Genomic DNA, 25,614 nt, shown 5'->3' with positions numbered 1-25,614 from the left:
ACGGTTTTCCAACGGATCGATTATCGGGAGGTCGCCATGGGCGCGCTACTGAACCTGGTCGAACGCAACCTGCATGAAGTGCAGGTCGACGCCGACCGCATGCTGTTCCATATCCCCAGCAGTTCGCTGTTCACCGCCGACGCGGTGACCGGCGGCATCATCGACACCCTGCGCCAGCAAGGCTGCTCGGCCGAGGAGCTGATGCAGCGCCTTGGCCAGCAGTTTGCCGGCAGCGATATCCAGGACACCCTGCGCGAGCTGATCGCGCTGGAACTGGTCAGCGACGGCTCGCCGCTGACCCCGGAAATTGCCCTCAAGCAGGTCGAGCGCACGGCGCTGAACACCGTGGTGCTCAACGTCAACACCGGCTGCAACCTCAGCTGCACCTACTGCTACAAGGAAGACCTGGACAAACCGTCCGCGGGCAAGAAGATGAGTACTGCCACCGCCGAGGCTTCGGTGGAGATGCTGCTCAAGGAGTCGCCCGACGAGCAGCGCTACAGCGTGGTGTTCTTCGGTGGCGAGCCGCTGTCCAACCGGCCACTGATCGAGCACATGGTCGCCTACTGCGAGCGGCGCTTCGCCGAGGCGGGCAAGCAGGTGGAGTTCATCATGACCACCAATGCCACCTTGCTCACCGAAGAGATCATCGACTGGCTCAATGCCCATCGCTTCGGCCTGTCGATCAGCATCGACGGCCCCAAGACCGTGCACGACCGCAACCGCATCACCGTGGGCGGGCAGGGCACCTATGACGTGGTGCGGCGCAAGGTCGACATGCTGCTGTCGCGCTACCACAGCCGCCCGGTGGGCGCACGGGTCACGCTGACCCGTGGCATCACCGACGTCGAGACCATCTGGAACCACCTGTTCAACGAACTGGGCTTCGCTGAAGTCGGCTTTGCCCCGGTCACCTCCGGCGACATGGCCAACTTCAACCTCACCGGCGAAGAGCTGGTTCAGGTGTTCGCCAACATGAAGGCGCTGGGCCGGCGTTACCTGGAGGCTGCGCTGGAGCACCGCAACATCGGCTTCTCCAACCTGCACCAGCTGATCACCGACATCCACGAGGGCCACAAGAAGGCCCTGCCGTGCGGCGCCGGGCTGAAGATGCTGGCCGTGGACCATGAGGGCGAGCTGAACTTGTGCCACCGCTTCACCGGCTCCAGCCTGCCGACCTTCGGCAATGTGCACCAGGGCGTGAAGCAGGCGCAGCTCAACGACTTCCTGTCGCAGCGCCTGGACCGCAGCAACACCGGCTGCGACAGCTGCCGCATCCGCAACCTGTGCTCCGGCGGCTGCTACCACGAAAGCTATGCCCGCTATGGCGACCCGCAGCACCCGACCTACCACTATTGCGAACTGATGCGCGACTGGGTCGACTTCGGCATCGAAGTCTACAGCCGCATCATGGCCGCCAACCCGGCCTTCATCGATCGCTACATCACCCCGCGGAAGGCGCACTGACATGAAGCACTTGAAGCCCCTGAACAACAAGGCGCGCATCCTCGAGCAGGCCGCCGCCGAAGACCGCGTCGAAGAAGTCATGGCCATGAGCGCAGTGGCGGGCTGCACCGCCACCACCGACCCGGGCTGGGAAGTGGACGCCTTTGGTGGCGTGAGCTCGCTGTGCCAGCCGATGGAGGCCGACCTGTATGGCTGCTCCGACCCTTGCTGGTGGCCGGCCCAGGTGCCGGACATGATGAGCACCTACCAGGACTGGAACGCCCAGGCGAGCAACTCGGCGGAAGACTGGCGCAACCTCGGCACCGTGTTCCCGAAAGACAAGTGACCGGCCCAACAAGAATGACAAGGGGAAACCGCATGAAAGCTGGACGCTGCGCGCCACTCGCGCTCACCATCGCCGCCACGGCCTGTGCCGGGCTGGTACAGGCCGCCGACACCGGGCCGGCGCTGAAGGCTGGCCACGAATACATGATCGTGACCAACTACCCGAACAACCTGCACGTGGTCGATGTGGCCAGTGACACGGTGTACAAGAGCTGCGTGATGCCCGACAAGTTCGGCCCCGGCACCGCGATGATGGCGCCGGACAACCGCACCGCCTACGTGCTCAACAACCACTACGGCGACATCTACGGCATCGACCTGGACACCTGCAAGAACACCTTCCACGCCAACCTGTCCAGCGTGCCGGGTGAGGTGGGCCGGTCGATGTACTCGTTCGCCATCAGCCCGGACGGCAAGGAAGTGTACGCCACGGTCAACCCGACCCAGCGCCTGAACGACCACTACGTGGTCAAGCCACCGCGGCTGGAGGTGTTCAGCACCGCCGACGGCCTGGAGGCCAAGCCGGTGCGCACCTTCCCGATGCCGCGCCAGGTGTACCTGATGCGAGCGGCGGACGATGGCAGCCTGTACGTCGCCGGGCCGGACATCTACAAGATGGACGTGAAGACCGGCAAGTACACGGTGGCCTTGCCGCTGCGCAACTGGAACCGCAAAGGCTACAGCGCCCCGGACGTGCTGTACTTCTGGCCGCACCAGAGCCCGCGCCACGAGTTTTCGATGCTGTACACCATTGCCAGGTTCAAGGATGACAAGCAGGACCCGGCCACCGCCGATCTGCTGTATGGCTACCTGAGCGTCGACCTGAAGACCGGCAAGACCCACACCCAGGAATTTGCCGACCTGACCGAGCTGTACTTCACCGGGCTGCGTTCGCCGAAAGACCCGAACCAGATCTACGGCGTGCTCAACCGCCTGGCCAAGTACGACCTCAAACAGCGCAAGCTGATCAAGGCGGCGAATCTGGACCACACTTACTACTGCCTGGCCTTCGACAAGAAAGGCGACAAGTTGTACCTGGGCGGCACCTTCAACGACCTGGCGGTGTTCAACCCGGATACGCTGGAGAAAGTGAAGAACATCAAGTTGCCGGGTGGGGACATGTCCACCACCACGCCGCAGGTGTTCATCCGTTAAACCGGTGTTGCTTTCTTCGCGGGTAAACCCGCTCCTACAAGGATCTCCACAGGGGCTGAATGTGCTGCGGTCCCTGTGGGAGCGGGTTTACCCGCGAAGAGGCCCGCTCAATCAACACAAGAACAACAAGAGACCGCCCATGCCCCAGCCAAGCTACTCCCAGGGCAACCAGGACAAACCCCTGCTTACCCAGTGCATCGGCGACGCCTTCGACACCACCGTCGCCCGCTTCCCCGACCGTGACGCGCTGGTCGTCCGCCACCAGGCACTGCGCTACACCTGGCAGCAACTGGCCGAAGCCGTCGACCAGCACGCCCGTGCGCTGATGGCCCTGGGCGTGCAGCCCGGTGACCGCCTCGGCATCTGGGCACCCAACTGCGCAGAGTGGTGCATCACCCAGTTCGCCAGCGCCAAGGTGGGCGCGATCCTGGTCAACATCAACCCGGCCTACCGCTCCAGCGAACTGGACTACGCCCTCGGCCAGTCCGGCTGCCGCTGGGTGATCTGCGCCGACGCGTTCAAGACATCCGACTATCACGCCATGTTGCTGGGCCTGGTTCCGGGCCTGGCCAGCAGCCAGCCGGGCGCCCTGATCTGCGAACGCTTCCCCGAACTGCGCGGTGTGGTCAGCCTGGCCGTCGCGCCACCGGCGGGCTTTCTCGCCTGGCACGACCTGCAGGCCCGTGCCGCGGCCGTCAGCCGCGAAGCCTTGGCCGAGCGCCAGGCACAGCTGCGCTGCGACGACCCGATCAATATCCAGTACACCTCGGGCACCACCGGTTTCCCGAAAGGCGCCACCCTCAGCCACAGCAACATCCTCAACAACGGCTACATGGTCGGTGAAAGCCTGGGCCTGACCGAGCATGACCGGCTGGTGGTGCCGGTGCCGCTGTACCACTGCTTCGGCATGGTCATGGCCAACCTCGGCTGCATGACCCACGGCAGCACCCTGATCTACCCTAACGACGCCTTCGACCCGCTGGCCACCCTGCGTGCGGTGGCGGAAGAAAAGGCCACGGCGTTGTATGGTGTGCCGACCATGTTCATCGCCGAACTGGACCACCCCCAGCGCGGCGAGTTCGACCTGTCCAGCCTGCGCACCGGGATCATGGCCGGTGCCACCTGCCCGATCGAAGTGATGCGCCGGGTTATCGGCGAGATGCACATGGCCGAGGTGCAGATTGCCTACGGCATGACCGAAACCAGCCCGGTGTCGCTGCAGACCGGCGCCAGCGACGACCTGGAGCGCCGCGTGACCAGCGTCGGGCGCACCCAGCCAAGGCTGGAGAACAAGGTGATCGATGCTGATGGCAACACGCTGCCGCGGGGCGAGATCGGCGAATTGTGCACGCGGGGTTACAGCGTGATGCTGGGCTATTGGAACAACCCCAAGGCCACGGCTGAAAGCATCGATGAGGAAGGCTGGATGCACACCGGCGACCTGGCGGTAATGGACGAGCAGGGCTATGTGCGTATTGTCGGGCGCAGCAAGGACATGATCATTCGCGGCGGCGAGAACATCTACCCGCGCGAGCTGGAGGAGTTCTTCTTCACCCACCCGGCGGTGGCCGATGTGCAGGTGATTGGCGTGCCGTGCAGCAAGTACGGTGAAGAGATCGTGGCCTGGGTGCGGCTGCACCCGGGGCATACGGCCAGCGCGGAGGAACTGCGCGATTGGGCGAAGGCGCGGATCGCGCACTTCAAGGTGCCGCGGTACTTCCGCTTTGTCGATGAGTTCCCGATGACGGTGACCGGCAAGGTGCAGAAGTTCCGCATGCGCGAGATCAGTGTCGAGGAGCTGTCTGCCAGGTGAGGTGTCGCCTGTGCTGGCCTCTTCGCGGGTAAACCCGCTCCCACAGGTATTGCACAGGCCTCAAGGGCAGTGGAGAACCTGTGGGAGCGGGTTTACCCGCGAAGAGGCCAGTGCAGGCAGTAGATGCTCCCCACAGGTCTCCAACGCCCTTGAGGCCTGTGCAATACCTGTGGGAGCGGGTTTACCCGCGAAGAGGCCAGTACAGGCAGCAGATGACCTCAGCCTTGCAACAACTCCGGGCTGTTGAAGTTGCTCAACCTGCGATCATCGTCGACACATTCCAGCCCCTGCACCGCTTCACGCAGCAAGGCCTTCTGCAAACTCCGCTCGCCCGCCACCCAGGCCTGCTCCAGCACCGGCAACACCCGGCGTGGCAGCACGCTGAACATCGGCTGCCAGTACCCACCCTGGCGCACCATGGCCGCACTGTCACTGGTCACTGCCAGGTGCAGCAGGTCCTCGATCAACCCCCGGTCAACCAGCGGTGCATCACAGGCCAGCAGCACCACCCATTCATGCCGCGCCACCTTGAGCCCGGCAATCACCCCCGCCAACGGCCCGGGGTAGTCCGCCTCGGCATCGCCCACCAACTGGTCGGCATACGCCTGGTAGGCCTGCTGGTTACGGTTGCAGGAAATCACCAGGTCATCGCTGAGCGGCCGTACCACGCGCTGCACATGCGCCACCAGCGGTTCGCCCTGCCAGTCGACCAGGCCCTTGTCGCGGCCGCCCATGCGCTGGCCGCGGCCACCGGCGAGAATGAGGATGGAGCAGGGGGGCAGGGCATCAGGCATGAAAAAGGGTTCCGGGCAGTCAATGCCGGGAACCCTCCCATTTCACGCGGGGCTTGTCCAGTCAGCTGTCGCTGGTCACGGCCTGCGTGTCGGCCTTACCCGCCTGGCGTCGCCCGGCAAGGCGCATCACCACCACGAAGAACACCGGCACGAACACCACAGCCAGGGTGGCGCTGAGCATGCCGCCGATCACCCCGGTACCGATCGCCTTCTGGCTGGCCGAGCTGGCGCCGCTGGCAATGGCCAGCGGCACCACGCCGAGGATGAACGCCAGCGAGGTCATCACGATCGGCCGCAGGCGCAGGCGCGCGGCCTGCACGGCAGCGTCGGCAGCATCCACGCCCTGGTCGACCAGGCTCTTGGCGAACTCGATGATCAGGATGGCGTTCTTCGCCGACAGGCCGATCAGGGTGATCAGGCCGACCTTGAAGAACACGTCGTTGGGCATGCCGCGCAGGGTCACCGCCAGCACCGCACCGAGCACGCCCAACGGTACTACCAGCAGTACTGCGGTGGGGATCGACCAGCTTTCGTACAGCGCTGCCAGGCACAGGAACACCACCAGCAACGACAGCGCCATCAGCATCGGTGCCTGGCTGCCGGACAGCCGCTCCTGCAGCGACAGGCCAGTCCATTCCAGGCCGGCACCGGCCGGCAGCTGGGCCACCAGGCGCTCGATCTCGGCCATGGCTTCGCCCGAACTGTAGCCGGCTGCCGGTTCGCCGGAAATCGACACCGCCGGGTAGCCGTTGTAGCGGGTCAGCTGCACCGGGCCGCTGACCCACCTGGCCTGGACGAAGGCGCCCAGTGGCACCATCTTGCCGCTGTCGTTGCGCACGTGGATCTTCAGCAGGTCTTCGACCTGGCTGCGCTGGTCGCCTTCGGCCTGCACCACCACCCGCTGCATGCGGCCCTGGTTGGGGAAGTCGTTGACGTAGCTGGAACCCACGGCCACGTCCAGCACCGAACCGATATCGGCAAACGATACGCCCAGGGCGTTGGCCTGGCGGCGGTCGATTTCCAGTTGTACCTGCGGGCTTTCCGCCAGCGAGGCTTCGCGCACGTTGGTCAGCACCTTGCTTTTGCCGGCATTTGCCAGCAGCTCGTCGCGGGCGGCCATCAGCTCGGCGTGGCCCATGCCGCCGCGGTCCTGCAGGCGGAACTCGAAGCCGATCGACTCGCCAAGGCCGTCGATTGGCGGTGGCAGCACGGAATAGGCCACGGCGTCCTTGAGCTGGGTAAAGGCCATGGTCGCGCGGTCGGCGATCGACTGGGCGCTGTCGTCGGCACCGCGCTCGGACCAGTCCTTGAGCGTGGTGAAGGCCAGTGCCGCGTTCTGCCCGCTGCCCGAGAAGCTGAAACCCAGGATCAAGGTGGTGTTACCCACGCCGGGCTCTTCGGCGTTGTGCGCCTCGATCTGTGCCGCCACCTGTTCGGTGCGCATGCGGCTGGCGCCTGGCGGCAGCTGGATATCGGTGATGGTGTAGCCCTGGTCTTCGGTGGGCAGGAACGCCGTGGGCAGCTGGCTGAAGCCATAACCCAGCACCGCCAGCAGCAACGCGTATACCAGCAGGTAGCGGCCGCTGCGCTTGAGTGCCTGCACCACCCAGCGCTGGTAACCGTTGCTCATGCCCTCGAAGCGCCGGTTGAACCAGCCGAAGAAGCCCTTGCGTTCGTGGTGCTCGCCCTTGGCCACCGGCTTCAGCAGGGTGGCACACAGCGCCGGGGTCAGGCTGAGGGCGAGGAACGCCGAGAACAGGATCGACACTGCCATCGACAGCGAGAACTGCTGGTAGATCACCCCCACCGAGCCTTGCATGAAGGCCATCGGCAGGAACACCGCCACCAGCACCAGGGTAATGCCGACGATCGCGCCGCTGATCTGCCCCATCGCCTTGCGCGTAGCCTCCTTGGGCGGCAGGCCTTCTTCGGCCATGATCCGCTCGACGTTCTCCACCACCACGATGGCATCGTCGACCAGGATGCCGATGGCCAGCACCATGCCGAACAGGGTCAGCACGTTGACCGAGAAGCCCATGGCCAACATCACGGCGAAGGTGCCCATCAGGGCCACCGGCACCACCAGGGTTGGGATCAGGGTGTAGCGCAGGTTCTGCAGGAACAGGAACATCACCGCGAACACCAGCAGCATGGCTTCGAACAGGGTGTTGATGACCTGCTCGATCGACACCTTGACGAATGGCGAGGTGTCGTAGGGGATGTCGTACTTGACGCCTTCGGGGAAGTAGCGCGCCAGGTCCTGCATCTTCGCCCGCACCAGGGTGGCGGTTTCCATGGCGTTGGCGCCCGGCGACAGCTGCACGCTGAAGGCGGTGGCCGGCTTGCCGTTCAGGCGCGTGCCGTACTGGTACTCCTGGGCACCGATCTCGACCCGGGCGACATCGCCGATGGTCACCGTGGAACCGTCCGGGTTGGCACGCAGGACAATCCCGGCGAACTCCTCGGGGGTGCTCAGCTGGCCCTTGACCACCACGTTGGCGGTGATTTCCTGAGTGCCACGGGTGGGCAGGTCACCAATGCTGCCGGGGGCCACCTGGGCGTTCTGCGCGGCGATGGCCTCGGCCACGTCGTTGGGCGTGAGGTTGAAGCCGATCAGCTTGCGCGGGTCGATCCAGATGCGCATGGCGCGTTCCGAACCGTACAGCTGGGCCTTGCCGACGCCCTTGAGGCGACGGATTTCGTCCATCACGTTGCGCGCGAGGATATCCGACAGGGCGGTTTCGTCGAGCTTGCCATCTTCGGAGGTGAGGGTGGCCAGCAGCAGGAAACCGGTGGAGACCTTTTCCACCTGCAGGCCTTGCTGGGTTACCGGGCGCGGCAGGCGCGACTCGACCACCTTCAGGCGGTTCTGTACGTCGACCTGGGCCAGGTCCGGGTTGGTGCCCGGGGCGAAGGTGGCGGTGATGGTGGCGCTGCCCAGGCTGCTCTGCGACTCGAAGTACAGCAGGTTGTCGGCGCCGTTGAGCTCCTGCTCGATCAGGCTGACCACGCTCTCGTCCATGGTCGCCGCCGAAGCGCCCGGATACACGGCGTAGATTTCCACCTGCGGCGGGGCCACGTTGGGGTACTGGGCCACCGGCAGTTGCGGGATGGCCAGGGCACCGGCCAGCAGGATGAACAGGGCGACCACCCAGGCGAATACCGGGCGGTCGATGAAGAATTGCGGCATGAATCAGGCCCTCACTGGCCAGTGTGCTGTGCGATGGGCGATGCCCCTGATGCATTGTCGACCTGCACCTGGTCACCGGCCTTGACGTGTTGCAGGCCCTCGACCACCACCCGCTCGCCGGGGGCCAGGCCTTCGCTGACGATCCAGCGGTCGCCCTGGGCGCTGCCCAGTACTACCTGGCGGTCGCTGACTCGGGCCTGCGGGTCGACCACCAGCACCTTGGGCACGCCAGCGCTGTCGCGCAGGATGGCGCGCTGCGGCACGCTCAGGCCCTTGGGCTGCACGGCCTGCTCCAGGCGCACGCGCACGTAGCTGCCGGGCAGCAGGTCGAGGTCCGGGTTGGGGAACTCGCTGCGCAGGGTGATCTGGTTGGTGCTGGGGTCGACGCTGATGTCGGAGAACAGCAGTTTGCCCGGCAACGGGTAGGTGCTGCCATCGTCCTGGATCAGCGTGGCCCGGGCCTGGCCGTCGCCCACCTGCTGCAGCTCGCCGGCACGCATGGCGCGGCGCAGGGCGTTGAGCTCGCGGGTCGACTGGGTGACATCGGCGTGGATCGGGTCCAGCTGCTGGATGGTCGCCAGGGGCGTGGTCTCGTTCTGCCCGACCAGCGCACCTTCGGTGACCTGGGCGCGGCCGATACGGCCGGAAATCGGCGCGGTCACGGTGGCGTAGCCGAGGTTGAGGCGGGCGCGTTCCAGGGCGGCCCTGGCCTCGGCCACTGCGGCATCGGCCTGCAGGTAGCTGGCCTTGGCGTTGTCGTACTCCTGGCGGCTGACGGCTTTGTCGTCGACCAGTTCGCGGTAGCGCTGCTCCTGCAGGCGTGCCTGGTACAGGGTGGCCTCGGCCTTGGCCAGGGTGGCGCGGGCGCTGTCGTGGTCGGCCTTGAACGGCGCCGGGTCGATCAGGAACAGCACATCGCCCTGCTTGACGTCGCTGCCTTCGCGATACACCCGTTTGAGCACAACGCCCGCGACACGTGCTCGCACTTCGGCGGTGCGCGGCGCGAGGATACGGCCGCTTAGCTCACTGCTGATGGCCAGTGGCTGCAGTTGCAGGGTTTCCACCCGCACTTGCGGGGTGGGGGCCTGTTCTTCCTGTTCGGCGCTGTCGTCGCAGCCGGCCAGGGACAGGCTCAGGAACGCCAGAAGCGCCAACGGGCGCAAGCGTGGGGGGAGGGTAGTAGACATACGGATCTTCCGATGATGACCGCCGGTATGCTACGGCAGGCGTTCCTTGCGTGGCTGTTAATACCTGTAGGACGAGTGTGAAAAAGTGTGAAGAACAATCCTCTCGACCTGTAGGGTTCTATATTCTGCGTGTACCTGTACCGGCCTCTTCGCGGGTAAACCCGCTCCCACAGGGACCGCACAGCACTGGAACCTGTGCAGTCCCTGTGGGAGCGGGTTTACCCGCGAAGAGGCCGGCAAGGCCTACCACAACCCAGACTTCCAAGCGCCTATGCCGAATATTTTCCTGGTCGAAGACGACAGCGCCCTGTCCGAACTGATCGCCAGCTACCTGCAACGCAACGACTTCCATGTCCAGGTGATCGCCCGTGGCGATCATGTGCTTGACGAGTACCGCCGGCAAAAGCCCGACCTGGTCATCCTCGACCTGATGCTGCCAGGCATCGACGGCCTGCAGCTGTGCCGCCTGCTGCGCCAGGAATCGCAAGGCCTGCCGATCCTGATGCTGACCGCCCGCGACGACAGCCACGACCAGGTCCTGGGCCTGGAAATGGGCGCCGACGACTACGTGACCAAACCCTGCGAACCGCGTGTACTGCTGGCCCGCGTGCGTACCCTGCTGCGTCGCAGCAGCGTCAACGAGCCGCGCCTGGACAACGACCTGATCCTGATCGGTGGCCTGCGCATCGACCTGGCCGAGCGCACCGTGAGCTGGCGTGGCGAAGAGGTGGAGCTGTCCAGCGGCGAGTACAACCTGCTGGTGGTACTGGCGCGCAATGCCGGCGAAGTGCTGAACCGCGACCGCATCCTGCAGCAACTGCGGGGTATCGAGTTCAACGGCACCGACCGCTCGGTGGATGTGGCCATCTCCAAGCTGCGGCGCAAGTTCGACGATAACGCCGGCGAAGCGCGCAAGATCAAGACCGTGTGGGGCAAGGGCTACCTGTTCAGCCGTGTCGAGTGGGAGTGTTGACCGCCCATGCTGAAGATTCTGGTGCGGCTGTACCTGGTGATCATCGTTGCCTATGCCGGTGCGCTGTTGTTCATCCCCGACACCATCGTCGGCCTGTTCCAGGACCGCTTCATGGCCTACAACCTGGACCAGGCCAAGGGCGTGCAGTCGCTTATCGTGCGCCAGTTCCGCCAGGCCCCGCGCGAGCAGTGGCCGGCGGTGGAGCAAGAGCTGGCCAGTGATTTCGCACCGCTGGAACTGCAACTGCTGCGCATGGACCAGGCTGACCTGAGCGAGGACGAGCAGGCGCGCCTGGAGCACGGCCTGTACGCCGTGCGCATTGCCGAATGGGGCTACTACGAGACGGTGCTGGCGCCGCTGGACAAGGAATGGCTGGTGCGCCTGCACTCACCGCCAGACCCGCTGGATATCAACGTGCTGTCGTGGGGCGTGACCGTACTGATCGGTGCAGCCATGCTCGGTTGCCTGTTGCTGTGGGTATGGCCGCACTGGCGCGACCTGGAGCGCCTCAAGGAAACCGCCCGGCGCCTGGGCCAGGGGCAGATGGCCGAGCGTACGCATATCTCGCCGCACTCCAACATCGGTGAACTGGCCGGGGTGTTCGACACCATGGCCAGTGACCTGGAACGCCACGTGAACCAGCAGCGCGAGCTGCTCAATGCGGTGTCGCACGAGTTGCGCACGCCGTTGACCCGGCTGGATTTCGGCCTGGTGCTGCTGTTCGACGAAGTGCCGCCGGCCAGCCGCAAGCGCCTGCTGGAGCTGGTGGGGCATGTGCGTGAGCTGGATGAGCTGGTGCTGGAGCTGTTGTCCTACAGCCGGCTGTACAACGCCGACCAGGCCCGCGAGCGGGTCGAGGTCTCGTTGCTGGAGCTGGTCGACAGTGTACTCGGCGGCTTTGCCGAGGAACTCGATGGCCGGGGTATCCAGTGGGAGGTGCGGGCCGAGGGAGATTTGCCGCGTTTTGTGCTGGACCCACGGCTGACGGCACGGGCGGTGCAGAACCTGGTGCGCAATGCCATGCGTTACTGCGACGAGAGCCTGTTGCTGCGCTTGCGCCTGGAAGACGATGGCGCCTGCCTGGTGACGGTGGAGGATGACGGGATCGGTATTCCGGTGGAGGAGCGCGAGCGGATTTTCCAGCCGTTCTACCGCCTGGACCGTAGCCGTGACCGCAATACCGGAGGGTTTGGCCTGGGCTTGGCGATCAGCCGGCGGGCGATCGAGGGGCAGGGTGGCACCTTGACCGTGGCGCAGTCGGCGCTGGGTGGCGCGCAGTTCCGGATTCGCTTGCCTGCCGGGTGATGGGGTGCCTGTGCCGGCCCTTTCGCGGGTGAACCCGCTCCTACAAGGGCCGTACAGATTTCACACACTGTGGAGCACCTGTGGGAGCGGGTTTACCCGCGAAAGGGCCGGGCCTGCTAATCACTTTCTGCCAGCCGGGCAGACCACAGCACAAACCGGTCCTTGCCACTGTGCTTGGCCTCGTACAGCGCCTGGTCGGCGCGCACCAGCGCCGTGGTCAGGCTGTCGCCCTGGTCCACCCGGGCCAGGCCAATGCTGATGGTTACCGGGTGTTCGCCAACATCTTCACGTACTCGTTGGCACAGCGCCGCCACTCGTTGCTCGGCGCCTTGCTGGTCCAGCCCCTGGAAAAAGATCGCGAATTCTTCACCACCCAGTCGGGCAAACTCGTAACCGGCCATGCTCGCCTTGATATGCAGGGCCACGCGCTTGAGTACTTCATCGCCCACGTCATGGCCAAAACGGTCATTCACCCGCTTGAAGTTGTCGATGTCGATCATCGCCAGGTACTGCTCGGCCGTGGCCAGGCGCAGCTGGTGGCCGGCCTGGGCCATGAACGAACGGCGGTTGGGGATTTCGGTCAGGGCATCGACATAGGCCTGGTCCAGCAGCACCTTGGACAGGTAGAAGTTGTGCAGCTTGGCCTTGCGCATCTGCAGGTAGCTGTAGACGACCAGGCCGCTGAGGAACACCGCGTAGCTGAACAGCATGGCGCCTTCGAGTGCGTCCGCTTCGATACGGGTGTGGTAGAACGGGTTGAGCACCACCCAGGTGATGGCCATGGCGCAGAAGAACGACCAGCGCCGCACCGGTAGCACCGAAACGGCATACAGCACGGTGGACACCCCGAGCACCAGCCATACCGGGCGCTGGGCCACCGGGATGCCTTCGATCACCAGGCGCATGCCCAGGGTGATGGCGGCGATGAATAGCAGGTTGAGTACATCGAAGTGATGGCTGCGACGGGTGAACCGCAGTACCACGGTGAGGCTGCCGAGCAGGGTGATGAACAGATAGGACAGCCAGGTGAAACCCTGGCCGCCGAGGAAGCTGACGATCAGCTCGAAGACCAGCCAGATCAGGATGCTGACGCAGAATACCAGCAGGCAGAACGGGCGCATGGCCTCGAATTCGTGCTGGCGGAATTCGGCGCGCAGGGCGGCGGGGGCGACCTGTTTGCGAACGTGGGCTTCGATGGTCTTGAACATGCGGGCTCCTGTGAGTACTGCTATGCCAGGCCCGGCCCTTTCGCGGGTAAACCCGCTCCCACAGGTCTTCCACAGCGCTGGAAATCTGTGCGGTCCCTGTGGGAGCGGGTTTACCCGCGAAGAGGCCAGGCCTGGAGACTCAATTGGTGGGCAGAACACCCCGGGCCCATGGCCGGTAACGCAGGTCGAACACCGCCTCGGCATGGCACCCGGCGCCCAGCTTCGGCTGGGCAGGCTCAGCCCGAAACGCCTGGCCTGGCGCGCTCACCTGGCGGAACGCCTCGCGCACCACGCCAACCCGGCACGGCAAGGCCTGCTCGTAGCCTTGGCGCACCAACGCGGGCAAGCGCCCGGTCCCGGCGCCATCCTGCCACCACACAGTCAAGCCCAACCCGGCCAGTTGATCCAGCCATGCGGCATTGACCCGCGGTGAGAGTTTGCCGGCGCTGAAAGCACTGATGTGCAAAGGCTTGTCCAGTTGACGGTTGAAGGCCTGCAACTGGCTGTGCAGGGCATCCCGGCGCTCGGCCTCGCGAAAGTGATGGTCGTCCAGCTCCATGGGCAGGTACCAGCCGTCCACCGGCAACTGCCACGCCTGGCGCAGTTGCCGGTACTGGCTGAGCGAGCGCCCCAGCTGCGCCTTCCAGTAACTGTTCAGGCCTTCACCGTCCAGCTCGTCGATGCGCTGGTAATAGGCCGGGTCCATGTACAGCCCCAGCACCAGTTGCAGGCCCTGGGCACGCGCGCTGCGCAGGCTGTCGGCCAGCCAGCCGCGGGCACCGCCGAAATCGCTGTCGCCATAGGCGCTCCACTGCACGATCAGGGTTTTGCCGCCCTGGGCCACGGTGGCATGCCACAGTTGCTGCCACTGGGCGGGGGTGACATTGGCGTCGCGGTTGAGGGGTTGGTAGAACAGGCGCTGGTCGGCGCTGGCTGGCAGGCACAGGGCAAGCAGGCAGAGGGCCAGGAACGTACGCATCAGAAGGTCATCTCCGCACCGACCAGCACGCCATTGGCGCGCTCGTATAGATTGCCGCCCAGCGATTGCTGGTACTCGGCACGCACTTTCAGCGAACCGCGGTAGGCGTTGTAGCGGTCATCATCGAACCACCACTGCCAGCGCACGCCCACCCCGGCCCGAGCGTCCTGGCGCCAGTCGTTGCTCGGGTCCTGGCTGGAAAACTCGACAAAACCATAGGGCATGATGGTTTGCGGCGAGCTGCCCGGCAGCTTCCAGGCGTGGCCTTGCTGGTAGCGCGACAGCCAGGCGTGGTCGCCGGCACGGGTCCACCAGGCGGCGTCGAGGTAGAGGAAGCGTTCGTTCCAGTCGTCTTCATCGACCCGCCAGTCGTTGCGCCAGTCGCCCTGGTCGAGGAAAGAAGCGGTGGCCCGCAACAGCAGGTCGTTGCTCGATTCGGCGTGGTGACGCAGGTCGCCCCAGTTGCCGCCGACCTTGGCCGGGCTCAGCAGTTCTCCCAGGCTCAGCCCGCGGTAGTGTTCCTCGTCGATCTGACGCTGGTGGTACAGCTCGGCATACAGGTTGAGGTTGGCCTGGCCGAATGGTTTGTAGCGCAGGCCGACACCGGTACCCATGCTTTGCGCGTAGTCGGTGCGGCTTTGCCCACCGAACAGCACGCGGCCATACACAGACAGGGTGCTGCCGTTGCGGCTGGGCTCTTCGCCCAGGGCGTGGTCCCACATGGCCAGTTGCACGTTCTGCGATTGCGCGCGGCGCGAAGTGCCGCTGCGCTGGCCATTGTCGAGGAACTTGTCGTTGGTCGAGGTGCCGGCCGGCGACCAGGTGCTGGCCAGGGTGATGGTGTCGCGCCGCGACAGGTTTTCGTGGGCGCGGCGCTGGCGGTACTTGCGGGCTTCCAGGCTGCCGTATTCGTCGTCGCCGTCGACCAGGTCCTGCTCCACATCGAGGATGCGGCGCAGTTCGCGGCGCGCCGAAGCGCTGTCTTCGGCTTCGTCATAGCGCAAGGCCAGCGTCTCGCCAAGGCGGTAGTCCTCGGGGAAGTCGTGGGTGGCGCGTTCCAGGTAGGGGATCGACTGGCGGCGCTGGGTCTTGTCCGTCGAGCCGGCCAGGCGCATGCCGTAGTCGGCGCGGTAGCGTGGCTGGTCGGGAGCCAGGCGCACGGCTTCTGCCAGCCAGGCGCTGCTCTGGGCACTGTCGCCAGCCAGTTGCGCGGTGCTGGAGGCCGCGTAGTAGTGGTCGGCCCGCGGGTTGTGTGCCAGGGCCTGGCGCTGGAAGCCCAGCGCCGCCTGGTAATCGCCTTGGCGCTGGGCGATGGCGGCACCCAGGGCCCAATCGTCGGCGCTATTGTGCGCGGCGGCGTCCCAATAGCGCCGGGCCGCTTGTGCGTCGCCGGCGTTCAACGCGCCGCGAGCGGCAGTGAGGCGGGCGTTGTCGGTCCAGGCACTGTCGGGCTGGGTGCGCCAGATGGGCAGGGCCGCTTCGGAGTCGCCAGCGGCTTCCAGGGCATAGGCCAGGGGCAGGCGGCTCCCGCTGTCGCCCAGGCGCTCGGCGGCCTGGTAGTAGACCACCGCTTCGCCTGGCTGGTCGGGCATGGCGCAGCGGCCCAGGGCGCGGTACTGGCCAGGTTCGCTCGGGGTGGCCGGTACTGCCTGGTGCACGGCATCGCACTGGCCAGCCTCGGCAAGGCGGCCGAGCAACTGGGCCCGGGTAGTGGCGTTGACCCGAGGGACCAGGCCGAGCATGCGGCGGGCGTCCAGCGGGCCGTCGTTACGCGCATACAGGTTGCCAAGGCGCTGCAGCAGCGACGGTGCAAGGCGGCCCTGGTGGCGATCGTAGGCCTGCTCCAGCAATTGCCGGGCGTGTTCGTCATGGCCTTGCTGCATCAGCAGGAAGGTGGTTTGCTCCAGTACGGCCATGTCGCCGCTCTGTCGATAGCGTTGCTCCCACTCGGCGGCGGTACGTGGTTGCGGGGGCTGGGGCGGGTCGCCGTAAAGGCGTTGCTTGAGCACGGCGTAGGCCCTGGGGGCGGTGCTGGCTGTGCAGCCCTTGAACTGCTCGCGTGCCAGCTGCGGATCGTGGAGCGACAACCAGTCCACGGTTTCCAGGCAGGGCCGTTGCAGTTCGTTGCTCAGGCGCTGTACCAGCGGTGCGTCGTCGCCTTCGCGGGCGAGCTCCCACAGTTGCTGGCGCTGCTCGGGCTGGTTCAGCTCTGCGGTGGGCAACGCCTGAAGCCAACGCTGTGCCTGCTGGTTATGGCCGACGGCAATGGCGCGGTTGGCCATGGCCAGGCGAGCCTGGTTGGCTGCGTCGGGGGAGGGGGCGCTGGGCAGCAGTGCTTTCAGCCCTTTCTCATCCACTTGCTGGATGTAGGCATTGGCCAGGCGTTGCCAGTCTTGCGCCGGCAACTGGCCCTGCTCGGCCAGCGGCTGCAGCTGTTCGATGGTCTCCTTCCAGTTGCGCAGTTGTTCGGCGAAGTTGGCCCGGGCCAGGCGCAGAACCTGGCCGTCCCCCTGTGCCGGCAGATGATTGAGCCAGTCCAGCGCCCTGGCAGCACCCCCGGATCTGGCCAGGCTCAGGCTGTAGGCCTGCCACAGGCGCACCCGTTGAGCGCCGTCGCTGCTGGCCAGCCATTGTTCCACCTGGCTGGCCGGCGGTGGGTCCTGTTCGATCCAGGTCAAGCGCAGTTCCAGCAGGGCGTTGGCGTGTTCGGGGCTGTCACCCAGTTTCGGCAAGGGCTTCGGCCTCCTTGTAGCGGCGCTGGTGAGCCAGGGCCTCCACCAGCAGCGCACGGGCTTCGTCGTTGTTCGGCACCCGGCCCAGCACGTGGCGGGTCAGGCGTTCGACCTCGGCCCAGTTGTCCTTCTTCGCTTCGCGGTAGCTGCGCTCCATGAACGGGTAGCTGGTGAACCGCTGAAAGTCGGTCATCGGCGCCGAAGCGGCGCAGGGCAGGGCGGCGGAACACAGCAACAAGCCAGTGAAGGTGAGGGAAAAGCGCGGCTTCATGCCACCTCCCGGGTCAGGTCAAAGGCGGCCTGCTGTTCGCTGGCCTGTTCGATCAGGGCCTGCTGCAGCACCTGCTCGGTGATGATGCCGCGGGCGATCAGGTGCTCGCCGAGGCTCTGGTGTTCCGGGTCGAAGTCGATCAGCGCCTGGTTGAACAAAGTGACCGGGACCATGCCGCGCACCTGCAGCAGGGCGCCGAGCATTACCTGGTGATGGCTGACCTGTTCCAGCAGCACTTCGTCGTCCTGGTGGCGCTCGAGGATGGCCAGCATGTCGCGGGTTTCCGGCTTCTGCCAGGGGCTTGGGTAGTGGTAGCGCAGGCCCAGGGTCACCCGGCCCTGGGGCGCCAGGCGGGCGCTGACCGGGCGCTTCAGGTGGCGGCTGATTACCCCCAGCGACACCTGGCTCACCGGGCTTTCGCTGGCCAGCACCAGCGTGTCGCCGTCTTCGGCCACGGGCAGCACGCCGTAGTGCGTAGCCAGCTTGCGTGGCAGCTTGGCGATCAGCTGCGGGTCGAGCTTGAACGGGTTCAGCGGCGCCCAGGGCAGGTCCATTTGCTCGGCCAAGGTGGCGACCAGCTGTTCGCTGTTCAGCCAGCCGCGCAGCAGCAGCTCGCGGCCCAGGCGCCGGCGTACCGGGCTGGTGATCGCCTGTTGCAGTTGTTCGTCGCTGATCAGGCCCTTGGCCACCAGGCGCTGACCCAGCGGCGTGCGGGCGGGGGCAGCGATGGCGGGGAATTCGTGGGTGGTCTTGTCCCAGGCCACGCGCCGCGAGTCACCCATTTCCATCACCTGACGCAGGGCGCGCAGGTTGGCGAAGAAGTTGACGAAGTTGCTCCACATCATCCGCGGTGCCGACAGCAGCCCTTCGCCGATGCCATAGAAGCGGGTGACGAACCAGGCGCGCTGGAACAGTCGGTTGAACAGCATCAGCCCGTTCAGCCACAGCAAGGTGGTCAGCAGCCAGCTGTCGCTGAGGATCGACATGAAGCGCCACGACTCCGGCGCAATCACCGTGACCAGCCACATGGCCAGCAACACCAGCAGCAACAGGTTGACCAGGAAACTCAGCAGGTAGGCGAACAGGCCGCGGCGGTCGCGCCAGAGGAAGTAGTTGAGCGCGCCTTTGCGACTCCAGCCGAGGTTGCTGGTGCCCTGGAACACGATGCCGACGATCCACCGCGACTTTTGCCGGATGGCATGCTGCCAGTCGCGCGGGAAGTGCTCGCGCACGCAGATCACCTGGGAAAATTCGCGGCTCATGCCCGGGCGCCATTCCTGCTTCAGGGTCAGCGCCGGGTCGGTGATGGAGTAGCGGGCGAAAATGCACTTCATGCCCTTCTGTTTCAGGCGGAAGCCGATGTCGTAGTCTTCGGTGAGGCTCTGCACGTCGAAGGCGATGCCGTCACCGTCCTCGAGCAGCGCGCTGATGGCACGGCGGCTGAAGCAGGTGCCGACCCCGGCGCTGGGCACCTGGCCGGTCAGGGCCTCGCGCACGATCACGTCCTTGCCGTGGTTTTCGGCGAACTCGTCGACATAGTGGCCGGCGGTGAAGCCTTTCCATTCCGGTGCGTAGGGGTACACCGGGATCTGGATCATGTCCTTGTTCGGCAGCAGGTAGTTGAACAGGCGCAGCTCCATGGGCGAAATCACGTCTTCGGCGTCGTGCAGGATGAAACCGGCAAACTCGATGCCGGCGTCCTGCTGGAAGCGCAGCAGCGCGTCGATGATGTTGTTCAGGCAGTCGGCCTTGCTGGTGGGGCCGGGGCGGGCGCAGACCACCTTGTGCACGTTGGGGTAGTGCAGGCACACGGCGTCGACATCGGCCTGGGTTTGCGGGTCGTTGGGGTAGGTGCCGACGAAGATCTGGTAGTTCTCGTAGTCGATGGTCGAGGCTGCCAGGCGCGCCATCTCGCCCACCACGCCCACTTCGTTCCAGGCCGGGACCATGATGGCCAGCGGTTTCTCCGGTACCTCGAACAGGCGTTTTTCGTCGGCTTTCTCGTACTTGTCGTAGATGCGAAAGCGCCGGATCAGCTTGCGGCCCCAGTAGCACAGGTCGATGAACAGATCATCCAGACCCAGCAGGAACATCAGCGAGGCCAGGATGATCGCGAGGATCTTCAGGCCGAACAGCACGTAGGTGAGGAAGTCGATGAATACCAGGCTCATTTGCCGGTCACCGACAGGAAGGGGGGGCCATCGTCTTTATCCTCGTTCGATTCCCTGGACGAAGTTGTACGACTTGCTGCCGTTTGTACTGGATAGATACAAGCAGCCGAACGCGGGGTTGTCCAAATTTCAGGCTTTTTCTTGTGGGCCACTTCTTGTAGTTTTACAGGTCGTTTACCCAGGGAGCTGAACATGCAAGGCAAGGCACGCAAGATCGTCCAGGCCATCCTTCACGAGGCCATCGCCGTCGCCTGCGTGGCGCCCGCGCTGGAGCTGGCGTTCGGTGCCGGCATGGCGCAGTCGACCGTGCTGTCGGTGCTGATGTCGGGCATCGCGATGAGCTGGAACATGGCCTACAACTGGGTGTTCGAACGCTGGGAAGCGCGCCAGCACCGGCGTGAGCGCACTTTCCTGCGGCGCCTGCTGCATGCGCTGGGCTTCGAGGGCGGGCTGGTGCTGATCCTGCTGCCGCTGGTGGCGTACTGGCTGGATGTCAGCCTGTGGGCGGCATTGCTGACCAACCTGGCGTTGTTCGTGTTCTTCTTCGCTTACGCGTTTGTCTTCCAGTGGGGCTTCGACAAGGTATTCGATGTGCCGCTTTCGGCGCAGCAGGCCAAGTGTTGACTTTGTGCTGCGCTACCGGCTAAGTTCCTACCCCATGAAAACTTTCCAGCACGTCAACGCCATTATTATTACCGCCATTATCAGTTTGGCGGGCTAGCGCGTACGTGCACCGAACCCGCCCTGGAGGCGGGTTTCTTCTCTCTGACTCCTGGGCAACGTGAACACAGCCAAGGAGTCATCGATGACCAGCTTCGTCAGCCCTCGTTCTACCGTCACCCCCCAGCAACTGCTGTCGGAGCAGGTGCGGCGCATTCTTGCCGCCCCGGTGTACGACCTGGCCATCGAAACGCCTTTGCAAGCTGCGCCTGCGTTATCTGCCAGCCTGGGCAACCAGGTATTGCTGAAGCGGGAAGACCTGCAGCCTACCTTTTCGTTCAAGATCCGCGGTGCGTATACCCGCCTGTCACGGCTGAGTACCGTGCAGCGCGAGCGCGGGGTGATCACCGCCTCTGCGGGCAACCATGCCCAGGGCGTGGCCCTGGCGGCATCGCACCTGGGCATGAAGGCCACCATCGTCATGCCTACCACCACGCCGTCGCTGAAGGTGGAGGGTGTACGCTCGCGCGGTGGTCATGTAGTACTGCACGGCGAGAGCTTCCCCCATGCCTTGGCCCATGCGCTGAAACTGGCCGACAGCGAAGGCGCCACCTTCGTGCCACCGTTCGACGACCCGGATGTGATCGCCGGGCAGGGCACCGTGGCCATGGAAATCCTGCGCCAGCGCCCGGGTGCGCTGGACGCCATCTTCGTGCCAGTGGGCGGTGGTGGTCTGATCGCGGGTATTGCCGCTTATGTGAAGTACCTGCGCCCGGAGGTGAAGGTGATCGGCGTCGAGCCGGAGGACTCCAACTGCCTGCAGGCTGCCATGGCGGCCGGTGAGCGGGTGATCCTGCCGCAGGTCGGCACCTTCGCAGATGGCGTGGCGGTAGCGCAGATCGGCGCCCATTGCTTCGAGTTGTGCCGGCACTTCGTTGATGAAGTGGTGACCGTGAGCAGCGACGAGCTGTGCGCGGCGATCAAGGACATCTATGACGATACCCGCTCGATCACCGAGCCGTCAGGCGCCCTTGCCGTGGCGGGGATCAAGAAATATGTGGCGCGCGACGGCGTGCAGGGGCAGACCCTGGTGGCCATCGACTCCGGGGCCAACGTCAATTTCGACCGCCTGCGCCATGTGGCCGAGCGTGCCGAACTGGGCGAGCAGCGCGAGGCGATCATCGCTGTCACCATTCCGGAGCAGCCGGGCAGCTTTCGCGCCTTCTGCCAGGCCCTGGGCAAGCGGCAGATCACCGAGTTCAACTACCGCTATTACCCTGGCAAGGAGGCGCGGCTGTTCGTTGGGGTGCAGACACACCCACTACACGACCCGCGTGAGCAGTTGCTGGCCAGCCTGCATGAGCAGGGCTACAGCGTGCTGGACCTGACTGACAACGAACTGGCCAAGCTGCATGTGCGCCATACCGTTGGCGGCCATGCCGCGCCCGGGGCTGACGAGCGGGTACTGCGCTTCGAATTCCCCGAGCGCCCGGGGGCTTTGCTGGGCTTTCTGGAGCGGCTTGGCAAGCGCTGGAATATCAGCTTGTTCCATTACCGCAACCATGGCGCGGCAGAAGCACGGGTATTTGCGGCGCTGGAAGTACCGGGGGATGAGTTGGCGGGGTTGCCGCTGGCGCTGGATGAGATGGGGTACCGTTACTGGGATGAGACCGACAACCCGGCGTACAAGCTGTTCCTGGGTTGATACGCAAACCTCATGCAGCCTGTATGGGCCTCTTCGCGGGCACGCCCGCTCCCACAGGGACGGCGCGTGGCTTGAGGTTGGTGCGGTCCAGAGCTGGCTTGCCGGCGATGGGCCGCGAAGCGGCCCCTGGGTTTCAGCACTTGTGCATGAATTGCCGGGGCTGCTTCGCAGCCCATCGCGACACAAGGCCGCTCCTACAAGGTTTTGTGTGTGCCGGTAGAGGGTGCTCAGCGCTCACGCATGAAGAAGCCGGCGACGAATTTGCGGAAGGTTTCCAGGCTCTTGAAGTCGGCGTAGCGCTTGAAGTTCTCGGTATCCGGTTCGGGGCCGATGGGCTGCTCCAGCAACGATACCGACAACACCCGGTCCTGGTCCGAGGTCATTACCAGTTCGTCCATCACCTGGCCACCGATCACCGGCCGGCGCATCTGCACTTTCACGCCTTTGCCGGCCATCCAGTCGACCAGCGACACCAGGGCCTTGAGCGGCTCGCGTTCTTCATCGCGGTAAACCGGGAACAGATGAGCACGCGATAGCACCGGCACGCTGGCCACATGGATCAGTTCGTAGTAATGGCTGCCGGCACTGGTCGGTGAATAGAGCATCAGCGCCAGCAATGGCCCGCTGGTGCGGTTGCCGCCCCAATAGAGGTGGTGCCCCTGGAAGTCGAAGCCGTCTTCACTTCGGTTATTGAACAGCTTGCGTCCCTTGATCTGGTCCACGCAATCCAGCAGCAGGCCGTGGCGGCGGTGGTTGCCGAACACCGTGGCTTCACGCAGGCGGGACTTGAGCATCATCATGTGCTTCATGTCCAGGCGGGTTTCCAGGTAGTTGCTTGCGGGCACCCGTTCCAGCAGCGGATAGCGGCTGGCAACGCTGCGCAACTCGGCAAACTGCCCGGTCAGGTCCTTTTTCAGGTGCGTGGCATACAGGTTCAGGCCGCTGGTCTCGATCCAGGTCAGCAACAGTGACAGCAGGCGCTGTTGTTCACGCCGTTCGCTGCCGTCGCCACCACTGCCGGTGGTGCTGCTGCGGAAATCACCAATCAGGCGCAACGGTGTGTCGGGCGGTAGCCAGGCAGCAGGTGGCGCGGGGTCGTTCTCGCGCTCGGTCGCTTCGCGCTCGTCCTTGGTGAACGGGCAGCCAGGCGCGTGTTCGGCAGTTCCCGGGTTGTTCTTGAGAAACAGCGTACCGGTGCTGCCGTTGAGGGTGACATTCAGCACCGGCAAGGCATCGTTGCGGCAATCGCAGGCCAGCCACTGGTTGGCGTTGCGCACCTTCATCAGCAACTGGTTGGCCTGCAGCAGGCGCGGGCCGGTGAGGCTGCCGGTGGCAAAGCCGACCAGCAGCTCCTCTTCTGCAGGGGTCAGGCTACGGACCTGTGCGGCGGTTTTGTCGATGATTCGCATGAAGCAGCTCCCAGCTACGAGCCCCAAGCTTCAAGCAAAGTGGCGCCGCTTTCAACTTACTGCGCAGTGCCAGCGAACATCTTCGCAGCACGGGCGCGAATTTCATCGGGGGTCAGGTCCTCCTTGTGGGTGGAAACGAACCAGATGTTGCCGAAGGGGTCTTTCAGGGTGCCGCTGCGGTCGCCGTAGAACTGGTCCGTCACTGCACGCAGCTGGGTGGCGCCGGCCGTCAGGGCCTGGGCATAGACCTTGTCGCAGTCCTCGACATACAGGTGCAGGCCTACGCTGGCGCCGCTGAGCTTCTGGCTGGCGGTGAGGCCGCCTTCCATGTCGCAGGGGTCGCCCAGCATCAGCGACGAATCGCCGATTTTCAGCTCGGCATGGCCAACGCGGCCGCCAGGGGCATCGAGGCGGAACATTTCCACCGCGCCAAAGGCCTTCTTGTAGAACTCGATGGCCTTGGCGGCGTCGTTGATGGCCAGGTAGGGCGTAATGCTGTGCTGGCCTTCGGGAATGGGTTTGGCTGCCATGTTCGACTCTCCTTGGAAGTGGGCGCCGGTTGGCGCCCTTTTGCTTAGAGTCGTTTGCGCTGATGGAAAATCGACAGGGGTGATAGATCGATTCTCTATAAGCGTGGCGGTCAGAAGATGTAGTCGGTGGTCAGGAAGGTCGACTGCCGGTTGCGAATGATCTCGCTGATCAGTTCCTTGTTCGCCTCCTGGAAGCGCGTCGCGACCAGCGTGCGGATAGAGAACACTCGCAGGGCGTCGTGTACCGACAGGGTGCCTTCGGCGCTGTTCTTGCGGCCGTTGAACGGGTAGGTGTCGGGGCCGCGCTGACATTGCGCATTGATGTTGATGCGCCCGACCTGGTTGGCAAAGATGTCGACCAGGCTGCCGACGGTCGCCGGGTCATTGCCGAACAGGCTCAGTTGCTGGCCGTAGTCGGAGTCCAGCACATAGTCGATCACCGTCTGCAGGTCGCGGTAGGGCACTACCGGCACCAGCGGGCCGAACTGCTCCTCGTGGTACACGCGCATGTCGCTCTTCACCGGGTACAGCACGGCGGGGTAGAAGAACGAGCCACGGCTATGCCCGCCGCGTTCGTTGAGCACCCGGGCGCCCTTGGCGGTGGCATCAGCGACCAGGCCATCGAGGTAATCGACCTTGCCGGGCTCGGGCAGCGGCGTCAGCGCCACGCCTGGCTCCCAAGGCATGCCAGGCTTGAGCGCGGCCAGCTTGCGCTGGAACTTGTCGAGGAACGCATCGACCACATCCTCGTGCACGAACAGGATCTTCAGCGCCGTGCAGCGTTGGCCATTGAACGACAGCGCACCGGTGACGGCCTCTTCGACGGCATTGTCGAGGTCCACCTGGGGCAGCACGATGCCCGGGTTCTTGGCATCCAGCCCCAGCGCGGCGCGCAGCCGGTGCGGGCGCGGATGCAGCTTCTTCAGGTCGCTGGCGGCCTTGTGCGTGCCGATGAAGGCGAACACATCGACCTTGCCGCTGGCCATCAGCGCGCTCACCGTTTCCCGGCCACGGCCGTAGATGACGTTGATCACCCCCGGCGGGAAGCTGTCGCGGAAGGCTTCGAGCAACGGCCGAATCAGCAGCACGCCGAACTTGGCCGGCTTGAACACCACGGTGTTGCCCATGATCAGCGCCGGGATCAGCGTGGTGAAGGTCTCGTTCAGCGGGTAGTTGTATGGGCCCATGCACAGGGCCACGCCCAGCGGTGCTCGGCGGATCTGGCCGAGCGTGCCCTGTTCCAGCTCGAAGCGGCTGGAACGGCGGTCGAGGTCCTTGAGGGCGTTGATGGTATCGACGATGTAGTCGCAGGTGCGGTCGAATTCCTTTTCCGAGTCCTTGAGGTTCTTGCCGATTTCCCACATCAGCAACTTGACCACGGCCTGGCGCTGCTCGCGCATGCGCGCCAGGAAGGTTTCGACATGCTGGATTCGCTCGGCCACGCGCATGTTCGGCCAGGCGCCACGGCCTTTGTCGTACGCCTGCACGGCGGCATCGAGGGCGGTGAGCGCGGTGTCGGCATCGAGCAGTGGAGCGCTGCCCAACACCACCTGGTGCTCATCGTCGCCTTCCTTGAGCCAGACCGGGCTGCGCACTGTGGCCAGTGGGCCGTCCCACCGCCTGAGCTCACCGTTCACCAGGTAGTCGCGTTGTTCCAGGGGGGCTTCCAGGCGCCAGTTTTCCGGGATGTCCTCGGCGCTGGGGAAGAGTGAATCGAGCAGACGGTCCATGGGTACTGCAC

17 protein-coding genes and 1 pseudogene are annotated in these 25,614 nt (G+C 65.1%); 8 read left to right on the top strand and 10 right to left on the bottom strand.

What is annotated here, in order from left to right; all coding sequences use genetic code 11:
* The first annotated feature begins 36 nt into the window (after positions 1-36).
* From peaB to NY023_RS15375, 4 genes are all read left to right on the top strand, one after another.
* Positions 37-1,467, top strand: coding sequence for a quinohemoprotein amine dehydrogenase maturation protein (gene peaB, locus NY023_RS15390; RefSeq protein ID WP_013972844.1), 1,431 nt, complete (start codon positions 37-39; stop codon positions 1,465-1,467).
* 1 nt (position 1,468) lies between these two features.
* Positions 1,469-1,792: a quinohemoprotein amine dehydrogenase subunit gamma gene (gene qhpC, locus NY023_RS15385; protein ID WP_004375838.1), complete on the top strand. Its 324-nt coding sequence runs from the start codon at positions 1,469-1,471 to the stop codon at positions 1,790-1,792.
* A gap of 32 nt (positions 1,793-1,824) precedes the next feature.
* Positions 1,825-2,946 (top strand): quinohemoprotein amine dehydrogenase subunit beta, encoded by a 1,122-nt coding sequence (gene peaD / locus NY023_RS15380; RefSeq protein ID WP_044047065.1) that lies wholly within the window; start codon positions 1,825-1,827, stop codon positions 2,944-2,946.
* Positions 2,947-3,085: 139 nt separating this feature from the next.
* On the top strand, positions 3,086-4,759 hold the full coding sequence (locus NY023_RS15375; protein ID WP_044047064.1) for a fatty acid CoA ligase family protein: 1,674 nt from the start codon (positions 3,086-3,088) through the stop codon (positions 4,757-4,759).
* Positions 4,760-4,977: 218 nt separating this feature from the next.
* Here NY023_RS15375 and mobA read toward each other — a convergent pair whose 3' ends face one another.
* The 3 genes from mobA to NY023_RS15360 form a co-directional block, all read right to left on the bottom strand.
* A complete protein-coding gene (gene mobA, locus NY023_RS15370; protein ID WP_013972842.1) occupies positions 4,978-5,553 on the bottom strand; it encodes a molybdenum cofactor guanylyltransferase MobA in 576 nt (191 codons plus the stop codon).
* A 61-nt stretch (positions 5,554-5,614) separates the two neighbouring features.
* Complete coding sequence (locus tag NY023_RS15365; protein WP_013972841.1) at positions 5,615-8,743, bottom strand: efflux RND transporter permease subunit; 3,129 nt, start codon at positions 8,741-8,743, stop codon at positions 5,615-5,617.
* An 11-nt stretch (positions 8,744-8,754) separates the two neighbouring features.
* Positions 8,755-9,930 (bottom strand): efflux RND transporter periplasmic adaptor subunit, encoded by a 1,176-nt coding sequence (locus tag NY023_RS15360; RefSeq protein WP_038409715.1) that lies wholly within the window; start codon positions 9,928-9,930, stop codon positions 8,755-8,757.
* 271 nt (positions 9,931-10,201) lie between these two features.
* Here NY023_RS15360 and NY023_RS15355 point away from each other — a divergent pair, with 271 nt between their 5' ends.
* Entirely contained in the window at positions 10,202-10,903 is a 702-nt protein-coding gene (locus NY023_RS15355) for a response regulator transcription factor (RefSeq protein WP_003259958.1), read from the top strand.
* A gap of 6 nt (positions 10,904-10,909) precedes the next feature.
* Positions 10,910-12,208, top strand: a complete 1,299-nt coding sequence (locus NY023_RS15350) for an ATP-binding protein (RefSeq protein WP_013972839.1) — start codon at positions 10,910-10,912, stop codon at positions 12,206-12,208.
* 116 nt (positions 12,209-12,324) lie between these two features.
* Here NY023_RS15350 and NY023_RS15345 read toward each other — a convergent pair whose 3' ends face one another.
* The 4 genes and pseudogenes from NY023_RS15345 to nrfB form a co-directional block, all read right to left on the bottom strand.
* A complete protein-coding gene (locus NY023_RS15345; RefSeq protein WP_013972838.1) occupies positions 12,325-13,416 on the bottom strand; it encodes a sensor domain-containing diguanylate cyclase in 1,092 nt (363 codons plus the stop codon).
* Positions 13,417-13,555: 139 nt separating this feature from the next.
* Entirely contained in the window at positions 13,556-14,395 is an 840-nt protein-coding gene (locus NY023_RS15340) for a DUF4434 family protein (protein ID WP_013972837.1), read from the bottom strand.
* Positions 14,395-17,398: pseudogene (locus tag NY023_RS15335) on the bottom strand (phage receptor). Before NY023_RS15335 ends, NY023_RS15340 begins: the two are co-directional and overlap by 1 nt.
* On the bottom strand, positions 17,395-19,569 hold the full coding sequence (gene nrfB / locus NY023_RS15330; protein WP_013972834.1) for a cyclic di-3',5'-guanylate-activated glycosyltransferase NrfB: 2,175 nt from the start codon (positions 19,567-19,569) through the stop codon (positions 17,395-17,397). The pseudogene NY023_RS15335 and the gene nrfB overlap by 4 nt, the downstream one beginning before the upstream one ends.
* A 192-nt stretch (positions 19,570-19,761) precedes the next feature.
* Between nrfB and NY023_RS15325 the strand changes: the two genes are divergently transcribed.
* Complete coding sequence (locus NY023_RS15325; protein ID WP_013972833.1) at positions 19,762-20,193, top strand: PACE efflux transporter; 432 nt, start codon at positions 19,762-19,764, stop codon at positions 20,191-20,193.
* A 181-nt stretch (positions 20,194-20,374) separates the two neighbouring features.
* The gene (gene ilvA, locus NY023_RS15320) at positions 20,375-21,934 is read left to right on the top strand and encodes a threonine ammonia-lyase, biosynthetic (protein WP_013972832.1); all 1,560 of its coding nucleotides are present in this window, start codon (positions 20,375-20,377) and stop codon (positions 21,932-21,934) included.
* A 227-nt stretch (positions 21,935-22,161) separates the two neighbouring features.
* Here ilvA and NY023_RS15315 read toward each other — a convergent pair whose 3' ends face one another.
* The 3 genes from NY023_RS15315 to NY023_RS15305 form a co-directional block, all read right to left on the bottom strand.
* Complete coding sequence (locus NY023_RS15315) at positions 22,162-23,343, bottom strand: hypothetical protein (RefSeq protein ID WP_013972831.1); 1,182 nt, start codon at positions 23,341-23,343, stop codon at positions 22,162-22,164.
* A 56-nt stretch (positions 23,344-23,399) separates the two neighbouring features.
* Entirely contained in the window at positions 23,400-23,873 is a 474-nt protein-coding gene (locus NY023_RS15310) for a VOC family protein (RefSeq protein ID WP_013972830.1), read from the bottom strand.
* A 110-nt stretch (positions 23,874-23,983) separates the two neighbouring features.
* Positions 23,984-25,603: an NADP-dependent glyceraldehyde-3-phosphate dehydrogenase gene (locus tag NY023_RS15305; protein WP_013972829.1), complete on the bottom strand. Its 1,620-nt coding sequence runs from the start codon at positions 25,601-25,603 to the stop codon at positions 23,984-23,986.
* Positions 25,604-25,614: the final 11 nt, after the last annotated feature.

It is taken from the genome of Pseudomonas sp. NBB (assembly GCF_032701105.1).
In the GTDB taxonomy this organism is placed as follows: Bacteria; Pseudomonadota; Gammaproteobacteria; order Pseudomonadales; family Pseudomonadaceae; genus Aquipseudomonas; species Aquipseudomonas asiatica.
Note: the sequence above shows the minus strand (reverse complement) of the source record. Positions and strands in the feature narration are given on the sequence as shown.